Genomic DNA, 18,213 nt, shown 5'->3' with positions numbered 1-18,213 from the left:
TAATTTCCAATCGGGAAAACCCCTTTGGCGCAGGGCTTCCCACGGCGTGCGCGCCCTCATGCTGCGGCGCAGCATGCTAGCATCGACCTCCCCTTTTTCGGCCTAGCCTGTTGCCGCGGCCGGGGCTTCCGCGAGTACGCCATGAGCAGCAAAACCTCCCTCGAAAAAAGCCGGATCAAGTTCCTTCTGCTCGAGGGCATCCATCCTTCGGCGGTGGAGGTCCTGCGCGCCGCGGGCTACACCAACATCGAGTCGCTGCCGGGTGCGTTGCCCGATGCGGAGCTCAAGGCCAAGATCGCCGACGTCCACTTCCTGGGCATCCGCTCGCGCACGCAGCTCACGGCCGAGGTTTTCGCGGCCGCCCACAAGCTGGTGGCGGCGGGGTGCTTCTGCATCGGCACCAACCAGGTCGACCTGGAAGCCGCGCGCGAGCACGGCGTGGCGGTGTTCAATGCCCCGTATTCCAACACCCGCTCGGTGGCCGAGCTGGTGCTGGCCGAAGCCATCCTGCTGTTGCGCGGCGTGCCCGAGAAGAGCGCGGTCGCCCACCGCGGCGGCTGGCTCAAGTCGGCCGAGAACGCCTTCGAGATCCGCGGCAAGACGCTGGGCATCGTGGGCTACGGCTCCATCGGCGCCCAGCTGTCGGTGCTGGCCGAGGCGCTGGGCATGAAGGTGGCGTTCTACGACGTGGTGACCAAGCTGCCCCTGGGCAATGCGCACCAGGTGCGCGAACTGCACCAGTTGCTGGCCCAGAGCGACATCGTGACCCTGCACGTGCCCGAGACGCAGGCCACCCAATGGATGATCGATACGGCCGAAATCGCCGCCATGAAGCCGGGCGCGATCCTGATCAACGCCTCGCGCGGCACGGTCGTGCGGATCGAGCCGCTGGCCGAGGCGCTGAAGCAGAAGAAGCTGCTGGGCGCCGCGATCGACGTGTTCCCGGTCGAGCCGCGCAGCAACAAGGACGAGTTCCAGTCGCCCTTGCGCGGGCTCGACAACGTGATCCTCACGCCCCACATCGGCGGCTCGACGATGGAGGCGCAGGCCAACATCGGCCTGGAGGTGGCGGAAAAGCTGGTGAAGTACAGCGACAACGGCACCTCGACCTCGTCGGTCAACTTTCCCGAGGTGGCGCTGCCGGCCCACCCCGGCAAGCACCGGCTGCTGCACATCCACCGCAACGTGCCCGGCGTGCTGTCGGAGATCAACAAGATCTTCTCGGACAACAACATCAACATCTCCTCGCAGTTCCTGCAGACCAACGAGAAGATCGGCTACGTGGTGATGGACATCGACGCCGCGTATTCCGACCTGGCGCTGGAAAAGCTGGCCAAGGTGAACGGCACGATCCGCAGCCGCGTGCTGTTCTGAACCCTGAACCAAGCGCCTCCGTCTTGCTCCCTCTCCCTCCGGGAGAGGGCCGGGGTGAGGGCAGCGGCATCCACACCACGGCACCGCCTGCCGGGCGCCTCCCAATAGGGGAACAGCGAAGGCGCAAGGCAGGCCCCCCGCCCCTGCCCTAAAATCCCACCCCCGGCTAGATGGGCGCGCAGCGCCTGGCCGAGGTGCCACCCCCGATGAATGCTCCGACCGCGTTGACCACGCTGTTGTCGCAGGCCGCAGAGCCTGTACGACTGCGCGAGATCCCCTATAACTACACCAGCTTTTCCGATCGAGAGATCGTGATCCGCCTGCTGGGCGAGCGCGGCTGGGAACTGCTCCAGACCCTGCGCGCCGAGCGCCGCACCGGCCGGTCGGCGCGCATGCTCTACGAAGTGCTCGGCGACATCTGGGTGGTCCAGCGCAACCCCTACCTCGTCGACGACCTGCTCGACAACCCGCGCCGCCGCGGCCAGCTGGTCGATGCGCTCAGGCACCGCCTGGCCGAAGTCCAGAAGCGCCGCACCCCCGACAGCGACCTGCCGCGCGACCAGCTCGTGGGCGAACTCACGGGCCTTGTCGGCCAGGCCGTCGCGGCCTTCGACACCGCCTTTCGCGACGTGGCCGCCCTGCGCCGCAAGGCCACGCGCGTACTGGGTCGCCTCACGGCCAAGGACAACATCAAGTTCGACGGCCTCTCGCGCGTCTCGCACGTCACCGACGCCACCGACTGGCGCGTCGAATATCCCTTCGTGGTGCTCTGCCCCGACACCGAGGCCGAGATGGCCCTGCTCGTCAAGGGCTGCATCGAGCTGGGCCTGACCATCATCCCGCGCGGCGGCGGCACCGGCTACACCGGCGGCGCCATTCCGCTCACCTGGAAGAGCGTGGTCATCAACACCGAGAAGCTCGAGGCCATGACCGAGGTCGAGCTGGTTCCGCTGCCCGGCCTCGACAACCCCGTGCCCACCATCTGGACCGAAGCCGGCGTCGTCACCCAGCGCGTGGCCGACGCCGCCGAGCGCGCCGGCTACGTGTTCGCGGTCGACCCCACTTCCGCCGAGGCCTCGTGCGTGGGCGGCAACGTGGCCATGAACGCGGGCGGCAAGAAAGCCGTGCTCTGGGGCACGGCGCTCGACAACCTGGCTTCGTGGCGCATGGTCACGCCGCAGGCCGAATGGCTCGAAGTCACGCGCATCGGCCACAACCTCGGCAAGATCCACGACGCCGAGAGCGCCGAGTTCGAACTGCAGTACTACGCCGCCGACGGCAAGACGAAACTGCGCACCGAGCGCCTCGACATTCCCGGCCGCACCTTCCGCAAGGAAGGCCTCGGCAAGGACGTGACCGACAAGTTCCTTTCGGGCCTGCCCGGCATCCAGAAAGAGGGCTGCGACGGCCTCATCACCAGCTGCCGCTGGGTGGTGCACCGCATGCCGGCGCACACCCGCACCGTGTGCCTCGAATTCTTCGGCAACGCCAAGGACGCGGTGCCCAGCATCGTCGAGATCAAGGACTTCATGTTCGCCGAGCAGAAGCGCTCGGGCGTGCTGCTGGCGGGCCTGGAGCACCTGGACGACCGCTACCTGAAGGCCGTGGGCTACGCCACCAAGTCGAAAAAACACGGCGGCCTGCCCAAGATGGTGCTGTTCGGCGACATCGCGGGCGACGACGCCGACGCGGTGGCGCGCGTCACCTCCGAAGTGGTGCGCATCGCCAATTCGCGCAGCGGTGAAGGCTTCGTCGCCATCAGCCCCGAGGCGCGCAAGAAATTCTGGCTCGACCGCAAGCGCACCGCGGCCATCAGCAAGCACACCAACGCCTTCAAGATCAACGAAGACGTGGTCATTCCGCTGCCGCGCATGGCCGAGTACAGCGACGGCATCGAGCGCATCAACATCGAGCTCTCGCTGCAGAACAAGCTCGCGCTCACCGACGCGCTCGAAGCCTTCCTGCTGCGCGGCAACCTGCCGCTGGGCAAGACCGACGACGCACACGAGATCCCCGCCGCCGAGCTGCTCGAAGACCGGGTGGCGCAGGCCGTGGCGCTGGTGCAGGGCGTGCGTGCGCTCTGGGCCGAATGGCTGCGCGACGTCGACACGCTGTTCCCGCAGCTGCAGGACCACACGCTGCGCGCCAGCTGGAAGACCCAGCTGCGCCAGCCGCTGCAGGAAATCTTCTCGGGCGCCGAGTTCACGCCGATCCTGGCCGAGTGCACCGCCATCCACCAGCAGGTGCTCAAGGGCCGCGTCTGGGTGGCGCTGCACATGCACGCGGGCGACGGCAACGTGCACACCAACATCCCGGTCAACAGCGACAACTACGAGATGCTGCAGACCGCGCATGCCGCGGTGGTGCGCATCATGGCGCTGGCGCGCAGCCTCGACGGCGTGATCTCGGGCGAGCACGGCATCGGCATCACCAAGCTCGAATTCCTGAGCGACGAAGAGCTCGCGCCCTTCATGGACTACAAGCGCCGCGTCGACCCCGAAGGCCGCTTCAACAAGGGCAAGCTGCTGCGCGCCCCCGCCGGCGAAGCCGCGCTGCCGCATGCCGACCTGACCAACGCCTACACGCCGAGCTTCGGCCTCATGGGCCATGAGTCGCTCATCATGCAGCAGAGCGACATCGGCGCCATTGCCGACAGCGTGAAGGACTGCCTGCGCTGCGGCAAGTGCAAGCCGGTGTGCGCCACCCACGTGCCGCGCGCCAACCTGCTGTACAGCCCGCGCAACAAGATCCTCGCAACCTCGCTGCTGGTCGAAGCCTTCCTGTACGAAGAGCAGACCCGGCGCGGCATCAGCATCAAGCACTGGGAAGAGTTCGAGGACGTGGCCGACCACTGCACGGTCTGCCACAAGTGCCTCACGCCCTGCCCGGTGAAGATCGACTTCGGCGACGTGTCGATGAACATGCGCAACCTGCTGCGCAAGATGGGGCAGAAGAGCTTCCGCCCCGGCAACGCGGCCGCGATGTTCTTCCTCAACGCGACCAATCCGCAGACCATCAAGGCGGTGCGCGCGGGCATGGTGGGCATCGGCTTCAAGGCGCAGCGACTGGCCAACGACCTGCTGCGCGGCCTCGCCAGGAAGCAGACCGCGGCGCCGCCCGCCACGCTCGGCCCGGCGCCGGTCAAGGAGCAGGTGATCCACTTCATCAACAAGAAGATGCCGGGCAACCTGCCCAAGCAGACGGCGCGCGCGCTGCTCGACATCGAGGATGCCGACTACGTGCCGATCATCCGCGACCCGAAGGCCACCACCTCGGAGACCGAGGCGGTCTTCTACTTTCCCGGCTGCGGTTCGGAGCGCCTCTTCTCGCAGGTGGGCCTTGCCACGCAGGCCATGCTCTGGCACGCGGGCGTGCAGACGGTGCTGCCGCCCGGCTACCTGTGCTGCGGCTATCCGCAGCGCGGCAGCGGCCAGTTCGACAAGGCCGAGAAGATGATCACCGACAACCGCGTGCTGTTCCACCGCGTGGCCAACACGCTCAACTACCTCGACATCAAGACGGTGGTGGTGAGCTGCGGCACCTGCTACGACCAGCTGCAGGGCTACCAGTTCGACAAGATCTTCCCGGGCTGCCGCATCATCGACATCCACGAGTACCTGCTCGAAAAGGGCATCACGCTGGCCGATGCAGGCGGTGGCGGCTACCTCTACCACGACCCCTGCCACAGCCCGATGAAGCTGCAGGACCCGATGAAGACCGTGAAGGCGCTGGTCGGCGACAACGTGCTCAAGAACGACCGCTGCTGCGGCGAATCGGGCACGCTGGGCGTCTCGCGGCCCGACATCTCGACGCAGATCCGCTTCCGCAAGGAAGAAGAGCTCAAGAAGGGCGAGGCCGCCCTGCGCGCGAACGGCCAGGTCGGCGAAAAGGACAACGTCAAGATCCTGACCAGCTGCCCGAGCTGCCTGCAAGGCCTCTCGCGCTACGGCAACGACCTGAACAACGGCCTGCTCGAGGCCGACTACATCGTGGTCGAGATGGCCAACAAGATCCTCGGCAGGGACTGGATGCCCGAATACGTCGCCGCCGCCAACCAGGGCGGCATCGAGCGGGTGCTCGTATGAAGGTGAAGAACTGTCCCTTCTGCGAAGGCCCCGGCGGCCGCATCGTGTTCGAGGGCGCGAAGCTTCGCGTCATCCATGCCGAGGAGGCCGGCTTCCCGGCCTTCTACCGCGTGATCTGGCGCGAGCATGCGGCGGAGTTTTCCGACCTCGACGCGGCCGACCGCGTGCTGTGCATGGAGGCGGTGACGGTGGTCGAGCAGTGCCTGCGCGAGCATCTGTCGCCGGCCAAGATCAACCTTGCGGCGCTCGGCAACATGGTGCCGCACCTGCATTGGCACGTGATCGCGCGCTTTGCGGACGACACGCATTTTCCGGGCTCCGTGTGGGCGCCGGTGCAGCGCCAAGCGGATGCGGCCCGGCAGGCCGCCGTGGCCGCGCGCCTGCCCGCGCTCGAGAGTGAGATGATGGCCCGACTGGGCACAAGGAGCTTCTGATGGCAGGTTTGCAAGCCGGCGCACCGACGCCGCAATCGATCACCGTGCACGGCCAGTCGCGCGTGCTCGAGGTCGGCTTCTCGGACGGCGCGAGCTTCCGCATTCCGTTCGAGCTGATGCGCATCTATTCGCCATCCGCCGAGGTGCAGGGCCACGGCCCTGGCCAGGAAGTGCTGCAGACCGGCAAGCGCGAGGTCGAGCTGGTCGACCTGAAGCCGGTCGGCAACTACGCCGTGCAGCCGGTCTTCAGCGACGGCCATGACACCGGCATCTTCTCGTGGAACCTGCTGTACGAGCTCGGCGCCAACCAGGTCGCGCTCTGGGCCGAATACGAGCGCCGGCTTGCCGCCGCGGGCGTCGACCGCGACGCGCCGATGATCGACAAGGGCGGCTCCGCCTGCGGCAGCCACTGACCCGCCAGACCGCGTTCGCTCCTGAAAAAGTAGCCCCGCACGCAGGCGCGGCGCGCCTTGCCGCGGCCCGCGATTTCAAGAAAAAGCAACAAATGTCCGCCGTCGCCGCAGGGTCGCCTTCTTGAGCTGTGTGCTTCCGGCCTAATATCAGGCGCATGAGCACCACCCACTTCGGCTTCGAGAAAGTCGACGAAAGCGAGAAAGCGCAACGTGTCCGCGGCGTCTTCGATTCCGTCGCCACGCGTTACGACCTCATGAACGACCTGATGTCGATGGGGCTGCACCGCGCCTGGAAGGCCTACACCGTGATGGTGGCCAACGTGGGCGAGGGCTCGCGCGTGCTCGACATCGCTGGCGGCACCGGCGACCTCGCGCTGGCCTTCTCGAAGAAGGTGGGCGCCAGCGGCCAGGTGGTGCACACCGACATCAACGAAGCCATGCTGCGCACCGGCCGCGACCGCCTGCTCGATGGCGGCGTGGCGCTCCCCACGCTGGTGTGCGACGCAGAGAAGCTGCCGTTCCCCGACAACCACTTCGACGTGGTGACCGTGGCCTTCGGCCTGCGCAACATGACGCACAAGGACCTTGCACTGAAGGAAATGAACCGCGTGCTCAAGCCGCGCGGCAAGCTGCTGGTGCTCGAGTTCTCGAAGGTGGCCAAGCCGCTGGCCAAGGCCTACGACTGGTATTCGTTCAACGTGCTGCCGCGCCTGGGCAAGCTGGTGGCCGGCGACGACGCGAGCTACCGCTACCTGGCCGAATCGATCCGCATGCATCCCGCGCAGGACGAACTCAAGACCCTCATGAAAGAGGGCGGTTTCGGGCATGTGGACTATCACAACATGACGGGGGGCGTGGTGGCCCTTCATGTTGGAATCAAATGTTGATGAAGCGAATTCTTCGCTCGAAAGAGGAGACGACATGAAAAGTTTGAGTTCTTTGTTCCTGGCTTGCGTGCTGGCCCTGGTCAGCGTTCAGGCAGACGCAGCTCGCATCGGTGGCGGCAAGTCGTTCGGCCGCCAGTCGTCCAACGTGACGCAGCGCGAATCCGCAGCACCCACCGCACCCGCGCAGCAAAACGCGACCAATGCGGCGCCGAGGCCCGCAACGCCCGCGCCCGCCGCCGCTGCGCCCAAGCGTCCGTGGGGCGCCATGCTCGGCGGCCTCGCCGCCGGCCTGGGCCTCGCCTGGCTCGCACACTCGCTGGGCCTGGGTGCCGGCTTTGCGAACATCCTCCTGATCGGCCTGCTCGTGATGGCCGGGCTGTTCGTCTGGCGCATGTTCAAGGCGCGCTCGGCCGCATCGTCGGGCGCCAACCGCCCGGGCGGCTTCGCATTCGAAGGCGCCGGCAATCCGGCCAACGCCAGCGCGCCCGCGCAGTACAGCCCCGCCAATGTCGGCAACGATGCGTCGGCGCGTCCCTGGGAGCGCAACACGGCCGCCTTCGACGCCGGCTCCTCCGCGCATGGCAGCAGCCTGTCCGCGGCCGGTGCGGCGGCCGGCGGCAGCATGATCGGCTCGGCGCTCTCGGGCTCGCAGTCGTGGGGCATTCCGGCCGGCTTCGACGTGGACGGCTTCCTGAGCGCCGCCAAGCGCAACTTCGTGACACTGCAGGACGCATGGGACCGCGCCGACGTCAGCATGCTGCGCTCGATGATGACCGACGACATGGTCGAGGAAATCCGCAGCCAGCTGGCCGACCGTGCGAGCCACACCGGCGGCGCCTCGAACAAGACCGAAGTCGTCATGCTCGACGCCAAGCTGCTCGGCATCGAGGAACTGGCCGATGCCTACCTCGCGAGCGTGGAGTTCTCCGGCATGATCCGCGAAGATGCCTCGGCCGGCCCGGGCCCGTTCCGCGAAGTCTGGAACATGACCAAGCCCACCAGCGGCACCAGCGGCTGGCTCGTGGCGGGCGTGCAGGCCCTGCAGTAAGCGCATTGCGGCGGCCGCGGGGCCGCCTGCAGAACCGATAATGGGGACATGGCTACACCATCGTCCCCATTTTCTTTTCTCGACGACCTGTTCAACCGCATCGGCGAGCGCCTGCAGCCGCCCGCCTGGGCGGTGCACGAGATCCAGCACCGCGCGGTGCTGTTCCTGAACCATGTGCTGCAGCAGGAACCCGAGGCCCAGCAGCGGCTGCTCCGGCAGCAGGGGCGGGTGGTGCGCTTCCAGTGGCGCTTCGTGACGATGGATCTGGTCGCCACGCCGGCCGGCCTGCTGGACCTCGCGCCCGCCGGCTCGGTGCCCGAACTCACGCTCACCGTCACGGATGAATCTCCCTTCGAGCTGGCCCGCGCCACGCTGCGCGGCGGCAAGCCCTCGGTGCAGATCATCGGCGACGTGCAGCTCGCGGCCGAGGTCAACTGGCTGGTGGACCACGTGCGCTGGGACGTCGAGGACGACCTCGCCCGCCTCGTGGGCGACGTACCGGCGCACACCATCGCCAACGGCGCGCGCCGGGTCGTGGAAGCGCTGCGCCAGTTCGCCGGCGGCCGCAAGCCACCGCAGGCCGGCGGTCCGTCGACCGGCTCGGCGAGCACGGCCGAATGAGGCGCTTCTACCGCGGAATCTTCATCGTCTGGGTCGCGCTGCGCTACGGCCTGGACGAGCTGGTGCTCACGAGCTTCCAGAAACCCTGGCTGCGCGTGGTGGCGCGCATCGTCTCCATCGGCCGCAACCTCGACGCACCCCGCGGCCAGCGGCTGCGCGAGGCGCTCGAACGCCTGGGGCCGATCTTCGTCAAGTTCGGCCAGGTGCTGTCGACCCGGCGCGACCTGCTGCCGCCCGACATCGCCGACGAGCTCGCCTTCCTGCAGGACCGCGTGCCGCCGTTCCCCTCGGCGGTGGCCATTGCCACCATCGAGCGCGCCTTCCGCCGTCCGGTGGGCGACGTGTTCGTGCAGTTCGACGAGACGCCGATCGCCAGCGCGTCGATCGCCCAGGTCCACTTTGCGACCATCCGCACCGACGAAGGCGAGGTGCGCGAGGTCGCGGTCAAGGTGCTGCGCCCCAGCATGCGCGGCGTGATCGAGAAAGACCTGGCGCTCATGGCCATGATGGCCGGCTGGGTCGAGAAGCTCTCGCCCGACGGCAAGCGCCTGAAGCCGCGCGAGGTGGTCGGCGAGTTCGACAAGTACCTGCACGACGAGCTCGACCTGGTGCGCGAGGCGGCCAACGCGGCCCAGCTGCGCCGCAACATGGCCTCGCTCGAACTGGTGCTGATCCCCGAGATGTTCTGGGACTTCTGCCACCCCGAGGTGATCGTGATGGAGCGCATGAACGGCGTGCCCATTGCCCAGCTCGACCGCCTGCGCGCGGCCGGCGTCGACATTCCCAAGCTGGCGCGCGACGGCGTCACGATCTTCTTCACCCAGGTGTTCCGCGACGGCTTCTTCCACGCCGACATGCACCCGGGCAACATCCAGGTGAGCCTCGCGCCGGAGACCTTCGGGCGCTACATCTCGCTGGACTTCGGCATCATCGGCACGCTGACCGAGTCGGACAAGGAATACCTCGCGCAGAACTTCGTGGCCTTCTTCCGGCGCGACTACAAGCGCGTGGCCGAGCTGCACCTGGAGAGCGGCTGGGTGCCCGAGGGCACGCGCATCGACGAGCTCGAAGGCGCGATCCGCACCGTCTGCGAGCCGTACTTCGACCGGCCGCTGAAGGAAATCTCGCTCGGCATGGTGCTGATGCGCCTGTTCCAGACCTCGCGCCGCTTCCATGTCGAGATCCAGCCGCAGCTGGTGCTGCTGCAGAAGACCCTGCTCAACATCGAGGGCCTGGGCCGACAGCTCGATCCGGAACTCGATCTCTGGCACACCGCCAAGCCCTTCCTCGAGAAGTGGATGGTCGACCAGATCGGGCCGAAGAAGCTGTTCCAGCAGCTCAAGGCCGAAGCGCCGCGCTACGCAAAACTCTTGCCCGAGCTGCCGCGCCTGCTGCACGATTTCCTGGAAAATCGGCCCGCCGACCACCGCCGCGAGCTGCTGGAACTGCTGGCCGCCCAGAAGCGCACCAACCGGCTGCTGCAGACCATCATCTACGGTGGCATAGGATTTGTATTGGGGTTGCTCGCCATGCAATTGCTGGTGCGCGTGAGATTGTTCTAGAGGAGTGTCCCCGTGCTGCTGACGCTGGTTGTCGTTTATCTGCTGGTCACCATCGCGATCGGCCTGTACGCCGCCAAGCGGGTGAAGAACACCACCGACTTCGCCATCGCCGGGCGGCACCTGCCGCTCTACATGATCGTGACGACCACTTTCGCGACCTGGTTCGGCTCCGAAACAGTGCTCGGCATCCCGGCCAAGTTCATCGAGGGCGGGCTGAACGGGGTCATCGAAGACCCGTTCGGAGCGGGCACCTGCCTGATCCTGGTGGGCCTGTTCTTCGCGGGCAAGCTCTATCGCATGACGCTTTTGACCATCAGCGACTACTACCGCGAGCGCTACGGCCGCGGCGTCGAGGTGGCCTGCTCGCTCATCATCATGCTGAGCTACCTGGGCTGGGTGTCGGCGCAGGTCACGGCGCTCGGGCTGGTGTTCAACGTGCTCTCGGCCGGCGCCATCCCCATCCCGGCGGGCATGGTGATCGGCGTGGTGTCGATCCTCGCCTACACGCTGTTCGGCGGCATGTGGTCGGTGGCCGTGACCGATTTCATCCAGATGATCATCCTCGTGGCGGGGCTGGCCTGCATTGCGGTGTTCGCCGGCAACATGGCCGGCGGCGCCGACAAGGTGGTGGCCTTCGCGGTCAGCAAGGACCTCTTCAGGTTCTGGCCCGAGCCCAACTGGCACGACATGGTGTTCTTCTTTGCCGCGGCCATCACGATGATGCTCGGCTCCATTCCGCAGCAGGACGTGTTCCAGCGCGTGATGTCCGCCAACAGCGTCAAGTCCGCCACCCGCGGCCCGGTGATCGGCGGCGTGGCGTACATCCTGTTCGCCTTCGTGCCGATGTTCCTGGTGGCGAGCGCGCTGCTGATCATGCCGGAGCAGACCGCCGCACTGCTGAAGGAAGATCCGCAGAAGGTGCTGCCCACGCTGGTGCTCGAGAAGATGCCCTTCGTGATGCAGGTGCTGTTCTTCGGTGCGCTGCTGTCGGCCATCAAGTCGACCGCCTCGGCGACGCTGCTGGCACCGAGCGTCACGTTCACCGAGAACATCTGGCGCCAGTTCCGTCCCGCCGGCACCGACCGCCAGAACCTCATGACCATGCGCATCACGGTGTTGGTCTTCAGCGCAGCCGTGCTGGCCTACGCCATCCGCATGCAGGGCACCCCCATCTACGAACTGGTGTCGGGCGCCTACCAGGTGCCGCTGGTCGGCGCCTTCGTGCCGCTGGTGTGCGGGCTCTACTGGCGCCGCGCCACCACGCAGGGCGCCCTTGCTTCCATTGTGCTGGGCATCGGCACCTGGCTGCTGTTCCTGGCCATGCCCTGGGGCAGCGCATTCCCGGCCCAGCTGGCCGGCGTGCTGGCCTCCTTTGCCGGCCTGGTGGCCGGATCGCTGGCGCCGCAGTGGGTGACCAACACCCGCACACCGCACCGGATGCTGGCTGTCTAGGACGCCCCGAAGGGCGGGGCGCCCTTATAATCGAGGGCTTTGCGAGCGGCCCCTGCCTCGTTTTTGCGCCGCTTTTTCACTCAATTCCATGCCCATCTACGCCTACAAGTGCAGCGCCTGCGGCTTCGCCAAGGACGCCCTGCAGAAAATGTCCGATGCACCCCTCACGGTGTGTCCGGCGTGCGGCGCTAGTGCATTCGAGAAGCAAGTCACCGCCGCCGGTTTCCAGCTCAAGGGTTCCGGCTGGTACGTGACCGATTTCCGCGATGGCGGCGGCAAGAAGGCCGAGCCTGCGGGCGCCGCCAAGAACGGCGACGCCGCAGCCGCGCCGGCCGCCAGCACCGCGGAAGCTTCCAGCCCAGCGCCCGCCGCCGTCCCCGCCCCCAGCCCGGCCCCCGCGCCGGTTGCTGCTGCCAAGAGCGACTGAGAAGCCATCCATGCTCGCCCTGCGCAAATGGCTGTTCTCCGGCTTGCTGGTGATCGTTCCGCTGTTCATCACCCTGGCGGTGCTGAAGTGGATCATCGACACGCTGGACCAGACGCTCTGGGTGCTGCCCTCGGTCTGGCAGAAATGGCTGTACGACAACAACGTGCGCGGGCTCGGCGTGCTGCTCACGCTGGCCATCCTGCTGGGCGTGGGCGCCATTGCGAGCAATTTCGTGGGCAAGCGCCTGCTCGGATGGGGCGACGCCGTGGTGCGGCGCATTCCCGTCGTGCGCTCGATCTACTCCAGCGTCAAGCAGGTGTCCGATACGCTGTTCTCCGAGAACGGCAACGCCTTCCGCACGGCGGTGCTGGTGCAGTGGCCGCGCGAGGGAGTCTGGACCATCGCCTTCGTGACCGGCACGCCGGGCAGCGAGGTCATTGGCCACCTGGGCGGCGGCGACTACCTGGGTGTCTACGTGCCGACCACGCCCAACCCCACGGGCGGTTATTTCGTGATGCTCAGGCGCAGCGACTGCATCGAACTCAAGATGAGCGTGGACGAAGCGCTCAAGTACATCGTCTCGATGGGAGTGGTCGTCCCCGGCGGCCCGTCCTCCCTCGCGAACAAGTAAAAAAACGCGCCCCCGCGGCGCCGGAATCCAAGATATGGCCATGCGTACTCACTATTGCGGTCTCGTGACCGAAGCCCTGATGGGCCAAACCGTCACCCTGTGCGGCTGGGTCAACCGCCGCCGCGACCATGGCGGCGTGATCTTCATCGACGTGCGCGACCGCGAAGGCTACGTGCAGGTGGTGTGCGACCCCGACCGCGCCGCCACCTTCGCCGTGGCCGAGAACCTGCGCAACGAGTTCTGCGTGCAGGTCACCGGCCTGGTGCGCGCACGCCCCGAAGGCACCACCAACGACCAGCTCAAGAGCGGCAAGATCGAAGTGCTGTGCCATGAGCTCAAGGTGCTGAACCCCTCGGTCACGCCGCCGTTCCTGCTGGACGACGACAACCTCTCGGAAACCACGCGCCTCACGCACCGCGTGCTCGACCTGCGCCGCCCGGCCATGCAGCGCAACATGATGCTGCGCTACAAGGTCACGATGGAAACGCGCAAGTTCCTCGATGCCAACGGCTTCATCGACATCGAGACCCCGATGCTCGGCAAGTCCACGCCCGAAGGCGCGCGCGACTACCTCGTGCCCAGCCGCGTGCACGACGGCAGCTTCTTCGCGCTGCCGCAGTCGCCGCAGCTCTTCAAGCAGCTGCTGATGGTGGCCGGCTACGACCGCTACTACCAGATCGTGAAGTGCTTCCGCGACGAAGACCTGCGCGCCGACCGCCAGCCCGAATTCACGCAGATCGACATCGAGACCTCGTTCCTTGCCGAGGAAGAGATCCGCGAGATGTTCGAGGGCATGATCCGCAACGTGTTCCGCAACGCCGCGGGCATCGACCTGCCGGTGTTCCCGACCATGACGTACGGCGACGCGATGTTCAAGTACGGCTCGGACAAGCCCGACCTGCGCGTGAAGCTCGAGTTCACCGAGCTCACCGAACTCATGAAGCGCGTCGAGTTCAAGGTGTTCTCGAACGCCGCCACCATGCAGGGCGGCCGCGTGGTCGCGCTGCGCGTGCCGGGCGGTGGCGCCGAGGGCGGCCTTTCGCGCGGCGAGATCGACGCCTATCAGGAGTTCGTCAAGATCTACGGTGCCAAGGGCCTGGCCTACATCAAGGTCAACGATGCCGCGGCCGGCCGCGAGGGCCTGCAGAGCCCGATCGTCAAGAACCTCGACGATGCCTCGCTGGCCGAGATCATCGCCCGCACGGGTGCGCGCAACGGCGACATCCTGTTCTTCGGTGCCGACAAGGAAAAGATCGTCAACGACGCGATCGGTGCGCTGCGCGTGAAGATCGGCCACAGCGCCTTCGGCAAGAAGAGCGGCCTGTTCGACGACCGCTGGGCGCCGCTGTGGGTGGTCGACTTCCCGATGTTCGAATTCGACGAGGAAGGCCAGCGCTGGAGCGCCGTGCACCATCCGTTCACCGCGCCGAAGGACGGCCATGAAGACCTCATGGACACCGCGCCCGAGAAGTGCATTGCCAAGGCCTACGACATGGTGCTCAACGGCATCGAGATGGGCGGCGGCTCGGTGCGTATCCACCGCGAGGAAGTGCAGAGCAAGGTGTTCCGCGCGCTCAAGATCAGCGCCGAGGATGCGCAGCTCAAGTTCGGCTTCCTGCTCGACGCGCTGCAGTACGGCGCCCCGCCGCACGGCGGCATCGCCATCGGCCTGGACCGCCTGGTCATGCTCATGACCGGCGCCGAGTCGATCCGCGACGTGATCGCCTTCCCCAAGACCCAGCGCGCGCAGGACCTGCTCACGCAGGCGCCGAGCCCGGTCGACGAGAAGCAGTTGCGCGAGCTGCACATCCGGCTGCGCAACGTACAGCAACCTGCCTGATGCGCCCATGACCGCCAGCACTCGGCCCTGGAAGATTCCGGAGTCGGTGCTGGTCGTCATCCATACGCCGGCGCTCGAGGTGCTGCTGATCCGCCGCGCCGACGCCGAGGACTTCTGGCAGTCGGTCACCGGCAGCAAGGACCTGGCCGACGAGCCGCTGGCGCTCACCGCGGCGCGCGAAGTGGCCGAGGAAACCGGCATCCAGTGCGGGGAGGGCAGCCCGCTCGCATCGCAGCTGGTCGACTGGCAGCTGCGCAACGTCTACGAGATCTATCCGCGCTGGCGCGCGCGCTATGCGCCCGGCGTGACGCACAACACCGAGCACCTGTTCGGCCTGTGCGTGCCCGAGCGCGTGGTGCCCACGCTGGCACCGCACGAGCACACCCACTGGAAGTGGCTGCCCTACCGCGAGGCGGCCGATGCGTGCTTTTCCCCGTCGAACGCCGAAGCCATTCTGTTGCTGCCAGAATTTGTGCGATGAACCTGCCGGCATACAACCTCCGGGTGGCCACCTACAACATCCACAAGGGTGTGCAGGGCATCGGGTTGGCCCGGCGCCTGGAGATCCACAACCTGGGGCATGCCATCGAACAGCTCGATGCCGACATCGTCTGCCTGCAGGAAGTGCGCAAGATGAACCGGCAGGCCGCGCTTCGCTTCGAGCGCTGGCCCGAGCTTCCGCAGGCCGACTTCCTCGCGCCCGAGGGCTACACCGCCGTCTACGAAACCAACGCCATCACGCGCCACGGCGAGCACGGCAATGCGCTCCTGACCCGCTGGCCGGTCATCCGCACCGGCCACCAGGACATTTCCGACCACCGCTTCGAGCAGCGTGGCCTGCTGCACGTGGTCATCGAGGTGGAGGGGCGGCCGGTGCATGCCATCGTGGTGCACCTGGGGCTCATCAAGGGCAGCCGCGTGCGGCAGGTTGCGCGGCTGCGCGAGTTCATCGAGCGCGAGGTGCCGGCCGGCGAGGCGGTGGTGGTCGCGGGCGACTTCAACGACTGGGGCGCGCGCATGCGCTATGCCATGAACGCCATGGGCCTGCGCGACACCAGCGACCTGCGCGGGCCGCGAACGCTCACCTACCCCTCGCGGCTGCCGGTGGCGCAGCTCGATTTCGTCTACGGGCGCGAGCTCGAGCCGGTGGCCTGTTCGGTGCCGCGCGGCCCGATCTGGGCGCGCATGTCCGACCACCTGCCGCTGGTGGCCGATTTTGCGCTGGCATGAATGGCGCCGGCGCGGTGTTCCCCGCCGGCCCCGGCTGGAATGCGTTCGCTGATACCATGCGCGGATGCTGAGGAAAACCGACGTGGAACCGCGCCCTGACGGCAACAACGACGACGAGGGCACCCCCGTCTCGGTGAAGATCCGCGAGCGCCTGACCGCCGCGCGCAGGCGCTTCAATGCCAACGACAACATCGCCGAGTTCATCGAGCCCGGCGAACTCGAATCGCTGCTCGACGAGGTCGAGGTCAAGATGAAGGGCGTGCTCGAGAGCCTGGTGATCGACCTCGAGAACGACCACAACACCGGCAACACCGCGCGCCGCGTGGCCAAGATGTACCTGAACGAAGTGTTCAAGGGCCGCTACGTGGCGCCGCCCTCGCTCACCGAATTCCCGAACGCCGAGCACCTGAACGAGCTGATGATCGTCGGCCCGATCACCGTGCGCAGCGCCTGCTCGCACCACTTCTGCCCGATCATCGGCAAGCTGTGGATCGGCATCATGCCCAACGAGCACACCAACGTCATCGGCCTGTCGAAGTACGCGCGCCTGGCCGAATGGGTCATGGGCCGCCCGCAGATCCAGGAAGAAGCCGTGGTGCAGCTGGCCGACCTGATCCAGGAAAAGACGCAGCCCGACGGCCTTGCGCTCGTGATGGAAGCCGAGCATTTCTGCATGGCCTGGCGCGGCGTGAAGGAAATGGACAGCAAGATGATCAACTCCGTGATGCGCGGCGTGTTCCTCAAGGACCCGAGCCTGCGGCGCGAATTCCTTTCCCTCTTGCCAAGAAGGAGCTGATCATGCTGGTCCGACTTCTCTACGCCAGCCGCGCGGTCGATACCAGCCCCGAGGCCATCGAAGCCATCCTCTCGCAATCGCGCACGCACAACACGGCTTGCGGCATCACCGGCATTCTTTGCTATGGCGCGGGTACCTTCCTGCAGGCCATCGAGGGCGGACGCATGGCCATCAGCGAGCTCTACGGCCACATCCAGCGCGATGCGCGCCACAAGGACGTGGTGCTGCTGCACTACGAGGAAATCTCCGAGCGCCGCTTCGGCGGCTGGACCATGGGGCAGGTCAACCTCTCCAAGCTCAATGCTTCGACGCTGCTCAAGTATTCGGAAAAGCCCGAACTCAATCCGTACGCAGTGTCGGGCAAGGTCTCGCTCGCGCTGCTCGAAGAATTGATGGCCACCGCCGCCATCGTCGGGCGCCATTAAGGTACGTGGCCCCCACGCTCGGCACTTCGTGTCCTCGCTGCCCCCCGAGGGGGCCGCTCGCGCCTTGGGGCGGCCCGGCGGCGCTCGATCCCGCGTAGTTTGAGGTGCCGCTTTCCGCCTTCGCGCTGATCCTGCTCGCCGGGATCGTCCATGCCAGCTGGAACATCGCCGCCAAGAAGGCGAACGGCGATGCGCGCTTCGCATTCCAGAGCGGCGTGTTCATGGCCATCGTGTGGGCACCCGTGGGCATTGCGCTGGGCTGGCGCGTGGTGCCGGGCTGGGGCTTGCGGGAGTGGGGCTTCGTCGCCGTGAGCGGCGTGCTGCACGTCTTCTACTACGTCATCCTGCTGCGCGGCTACCGCAAGTCCGATCTCACGGTGGTCTATCCGCTGGCGCGCGGCTCGGGCCCGCTCTTGTCGTCGCTGGTGGCCATCCTGTTCCTGGGCGAGCGCATCAGCCTGGTGGGTGTGGCGGGCATCGCGGGGGTGGTGCTCGGCGTGTTCCTGGTGGCGGGCGGCCCGGGCTTGTGGCGCAAGACGCATGACCCTGCCCAGCGCGCGCGGGTGCACAAGGGCCTCCGCTATGGCGTGCTGACCGGCGCCTTCATTGCGGCCTACACGGTGGCCGACAGCTATGCGGTGAAGTTCCTGGCGATGTCGCCGATCCTGCTCGACTACTTCAGCAATTTCGTGCGCGTGGGCCTGCTGCTGCCCGCGGCACTGCACGACCGCGCCACCACCGTGCGGATGTGGCGCGCGCAGTGGAAGTACGCGCTGCTGGTGGCGGCGATCAGCCCGGTCTCCTACGTGCTGGTGCTCTACGCGGTGCAGCAGGCGCCCATTTCGCATGTCGCGCCGGCGCGCGAGGTCTCGATGCTGTTCGCCGCGCTGATCGGTGGCCATCTGCTGCGCGAGGGCGACCGCCTGCTGCGGCTGCTGGGGGCCGGCTTCATCGCGGCCGGCGTGGTGGCGCTCGCGCTGGGCTGAAG

17 protein-coding genes are annotated in these 18,213 nt (G+C 67.1%); all 17 read left to right on the top strand.

The window, feature by feature from the left end:
* Positions 1-141: 141 nt before the first annotated feature.
* The 17 genes from serA (at position 142) to ACAM58_RS20185 (ending at position 18,211) form a co-directional block, all read left to right on the top strand.
* Complete coding sequence (gene serA / locus ACAM58_RS20265; RefSeq protein WP_015866907.1) at positions 142-1,374, top strand: phosphoglycerate dehydrogenase; 1,233 nt, start codon at positions 142-144, stop codon at positions 1,372-1,374.
* Between the two features lie 206 nt (positions 1,375-1,580).
* Positions 1,581-5,459 carry a DUF3683 domain-containing protein gene (locus ACAM58_RS20260; RefSeq protein WP_369663415.1) on the top strand — a complete coding sequence of 1,293 codons (3,879 nt, stop codon included), beginning with the start codon at positions 1,581-1,583 and terminating at the stop codon, positions 5,457-5,459.
* Complete coding sequence (locus ACAM58_RS20255; RefSeq protein ID WP_018906404.1) at positions 5,456-5,893, top strand: HIT family protein; 438 nt, start codon at positions 5,456-5,458, stop codon at positions 5,891-5,893. Before ACAM58_RS20260 ends, ACAM58_RS20255 begins: the two co-directional genes overlap by 4 nt.
* Positions 5,893-6,306 carry a DUF971 domain-containing protein gene (locus tag ACAM58_RS20250; RefSeq protein ID WP_278876662.1) on the top strand — a complete coding sequence of 138 codons (414 nt, stop codon included), beginning with the start codon at positions 5,893-5,895 and terminating at the stop codon, positions 6,304-6,306. The genes ACAM58_RS20255 and ACAM58_RS20250 overlap by 1 nt, the downstream gene beginning before the upstream one ends.
* 155 nt (positions 6,307-6,461) lie before the next feature.
* Positions 6,462-7,193, top strand: coding sequence for a bifunctional demethylmenaquinone methyltransferase/2-methoxy-6-polyprenyl-1,4-benzoquinol methylase UbiE (ubiE, locus tag ACAM58_RS20245; protein ID WP_307595777.1), 732 nt, complete (start codon positions 6,462-6,464; stop codon positions 7,191-7,193).
* Positions 7,194-7,227: 34 nt separating this feature from the next.
* Positions 7,228-8,241 (top strand): Tim44-like domain-containing protein, encoded by a 1,014-nt coding sequence (locus ACAM58_RS20240; RefSeq protein ID WP_015866902.1) that lies wholly within the window; start codon positions 7,228-7,230, stop codon positions 8,239-8,241.
* Between the two features lie 48 nt (positions 8,242-8,289).
* Positions 8,290-8,862: an SCP2 domain-containing protein gene (locus ACAM58_RS20235; RefSeq protein ID WP_015866901.1), complete on the top strand. Its 573-nt coding sequence runs from the start codon at positions 8,290-8,292 to the stop codon at positions 8,860-8,862.
* Positions 8,859-10,424, top strand: a complete 1,566-nt coding sequence (gene ubiB, locus ACAM58_RS20230) for a ubiquinone biosynthesis regulatory protein kinase UbiB (RefSeq protein ID WP_015866900.1) — start codon at positions 8,859-8,861, stop codon at positions 10,422-10,424. The genes ACAM58_RS20235 and ubiB overlap by 4 nt, the downstream gene beginning before the upstream one ends.
* A gap of 12 nt (positions 10,425-10,436) precedes the next feature.
* Entirely contained in the window at positions 10,437-11,876 is a 1,440-nt protein-coding gene (locus ACAM58_RS20225; RefSeq protein WP_369663414.1) for a sodium:solute symporter family protein, read from the top strand.
* A gap of 88 nt (positions 11,877-11,964) precedes the next feature.
* Positions 11,965-12,303, top strand: a complete 339-nt coding sequence (locus ACAM58_RS20220) for an FmdB family zinc ribbon protein (protein WP_015866898.1) — start codon at positions 11,965-11,967, stop codon at positions 12,301-12,303.
* Between the two features lie 10 nt (positions 12,304-12,313).
* Positions 12,314-12,934 carry a DUF502 domain-containing protein gene (locus ACAM58_RS20215; protein WP_015866897.1) on the top strand — a complete coding sequence of 207 codons (621 nt, stop codon included), beginning with the start codon at positions 12,314-12,316 and terminating at the stop codon, positions 12,932-12,934.
* Between the two features lie 34 nt (positions 12,935-12,968).
* Positions 12,969-14,774 (top strand): aspartate--tRNA ligase, encoded by a 1,806-nt coding sequence (gene aspS / locus ACAM58_RS20210; protein ID WP_015866896.1) that lies wholly within the window; start codon positions 12,969-12,971, stop codon positions 14,772-14,774.
* A 7-nt stretch (positions 14,775-14,781) separates the two neighbouring features.
* Positions 14,782-15,255 (top strand): dihydroneopterin triphosphate diphosphatase, encoded by a 474-nt coding sequence (gene nudB / locus ACAM58_RS20205; protein WP_369663413.1) that lies wholly within the window; start codon positions 14,782-14,784, stop codon positions 15,253-15,255.
* Complete coding sequence (locus ACAM58_RS20200; RefSeq protein WP_369663412.1) at positions 15,252-16,004, top strand: endonuclease/exonuclease/phosphatase family protein; 753 nt, start codon at positions 15,252-15,254, stop codon at positions 16,002-16,004. Before nudB ends, ACAM58_RS20200 begins: the two co-directional genes overlap by 4 nt.
* 64 nt (positions 16,005-16,068) lie before the next feature.
* Entirely contained in the window at positions 16,069-16,800 is a 732-nt protein-coding gene (gene folE, locus ACAM58_RS20195; protein ID WP_015866893.1) for a GTP cyclohydrolase I, read from the top strand.
* A 2-nt stretch (positions 16,801-16,802) separates the two neighbouring features.
* A complete protein-coding gene (locus ACAM58_RS20190; RefSeq protein ID WP_015866892.1) occupies positions 16,803-17,225 on the top strand; it encodes a BLUF domain-containing protein in 423 nt (140 codons plus the stop codon).
* A 104-nt stretch (positions 17,226-17,329) separates the two neighbouring features.
* On the top strand, positions 17,330-18,211 hold the full coding sequence (locus ACAM58_RS20185; protein ID WP_369663411.1) for an EamA family transporter: 882 nt from the start codon (positions 17,330-17,332) through the stop codon (positions 18,209-18,211).
* The last annotated feature ends 2 nt before the right edge of the window (positions 18,212-18,213 follow it).

It is taken from the genome of Variovorax sp. V116 (assembly GCF_041154435.1).
In the GTDB taxonomy this organism is placed as follows: Bacteria; Pseudomonadota; Gammaproteobacteria; order Burkholderiales; family Burkholderiaceae_C; genus Variovorax; species Variovorax paradoxus.
The sequence above is the reverse complement of the archived record's forward strand: the minus strand, read 5'-3'. Positions and strand labels throughout refer to the sequence as shown.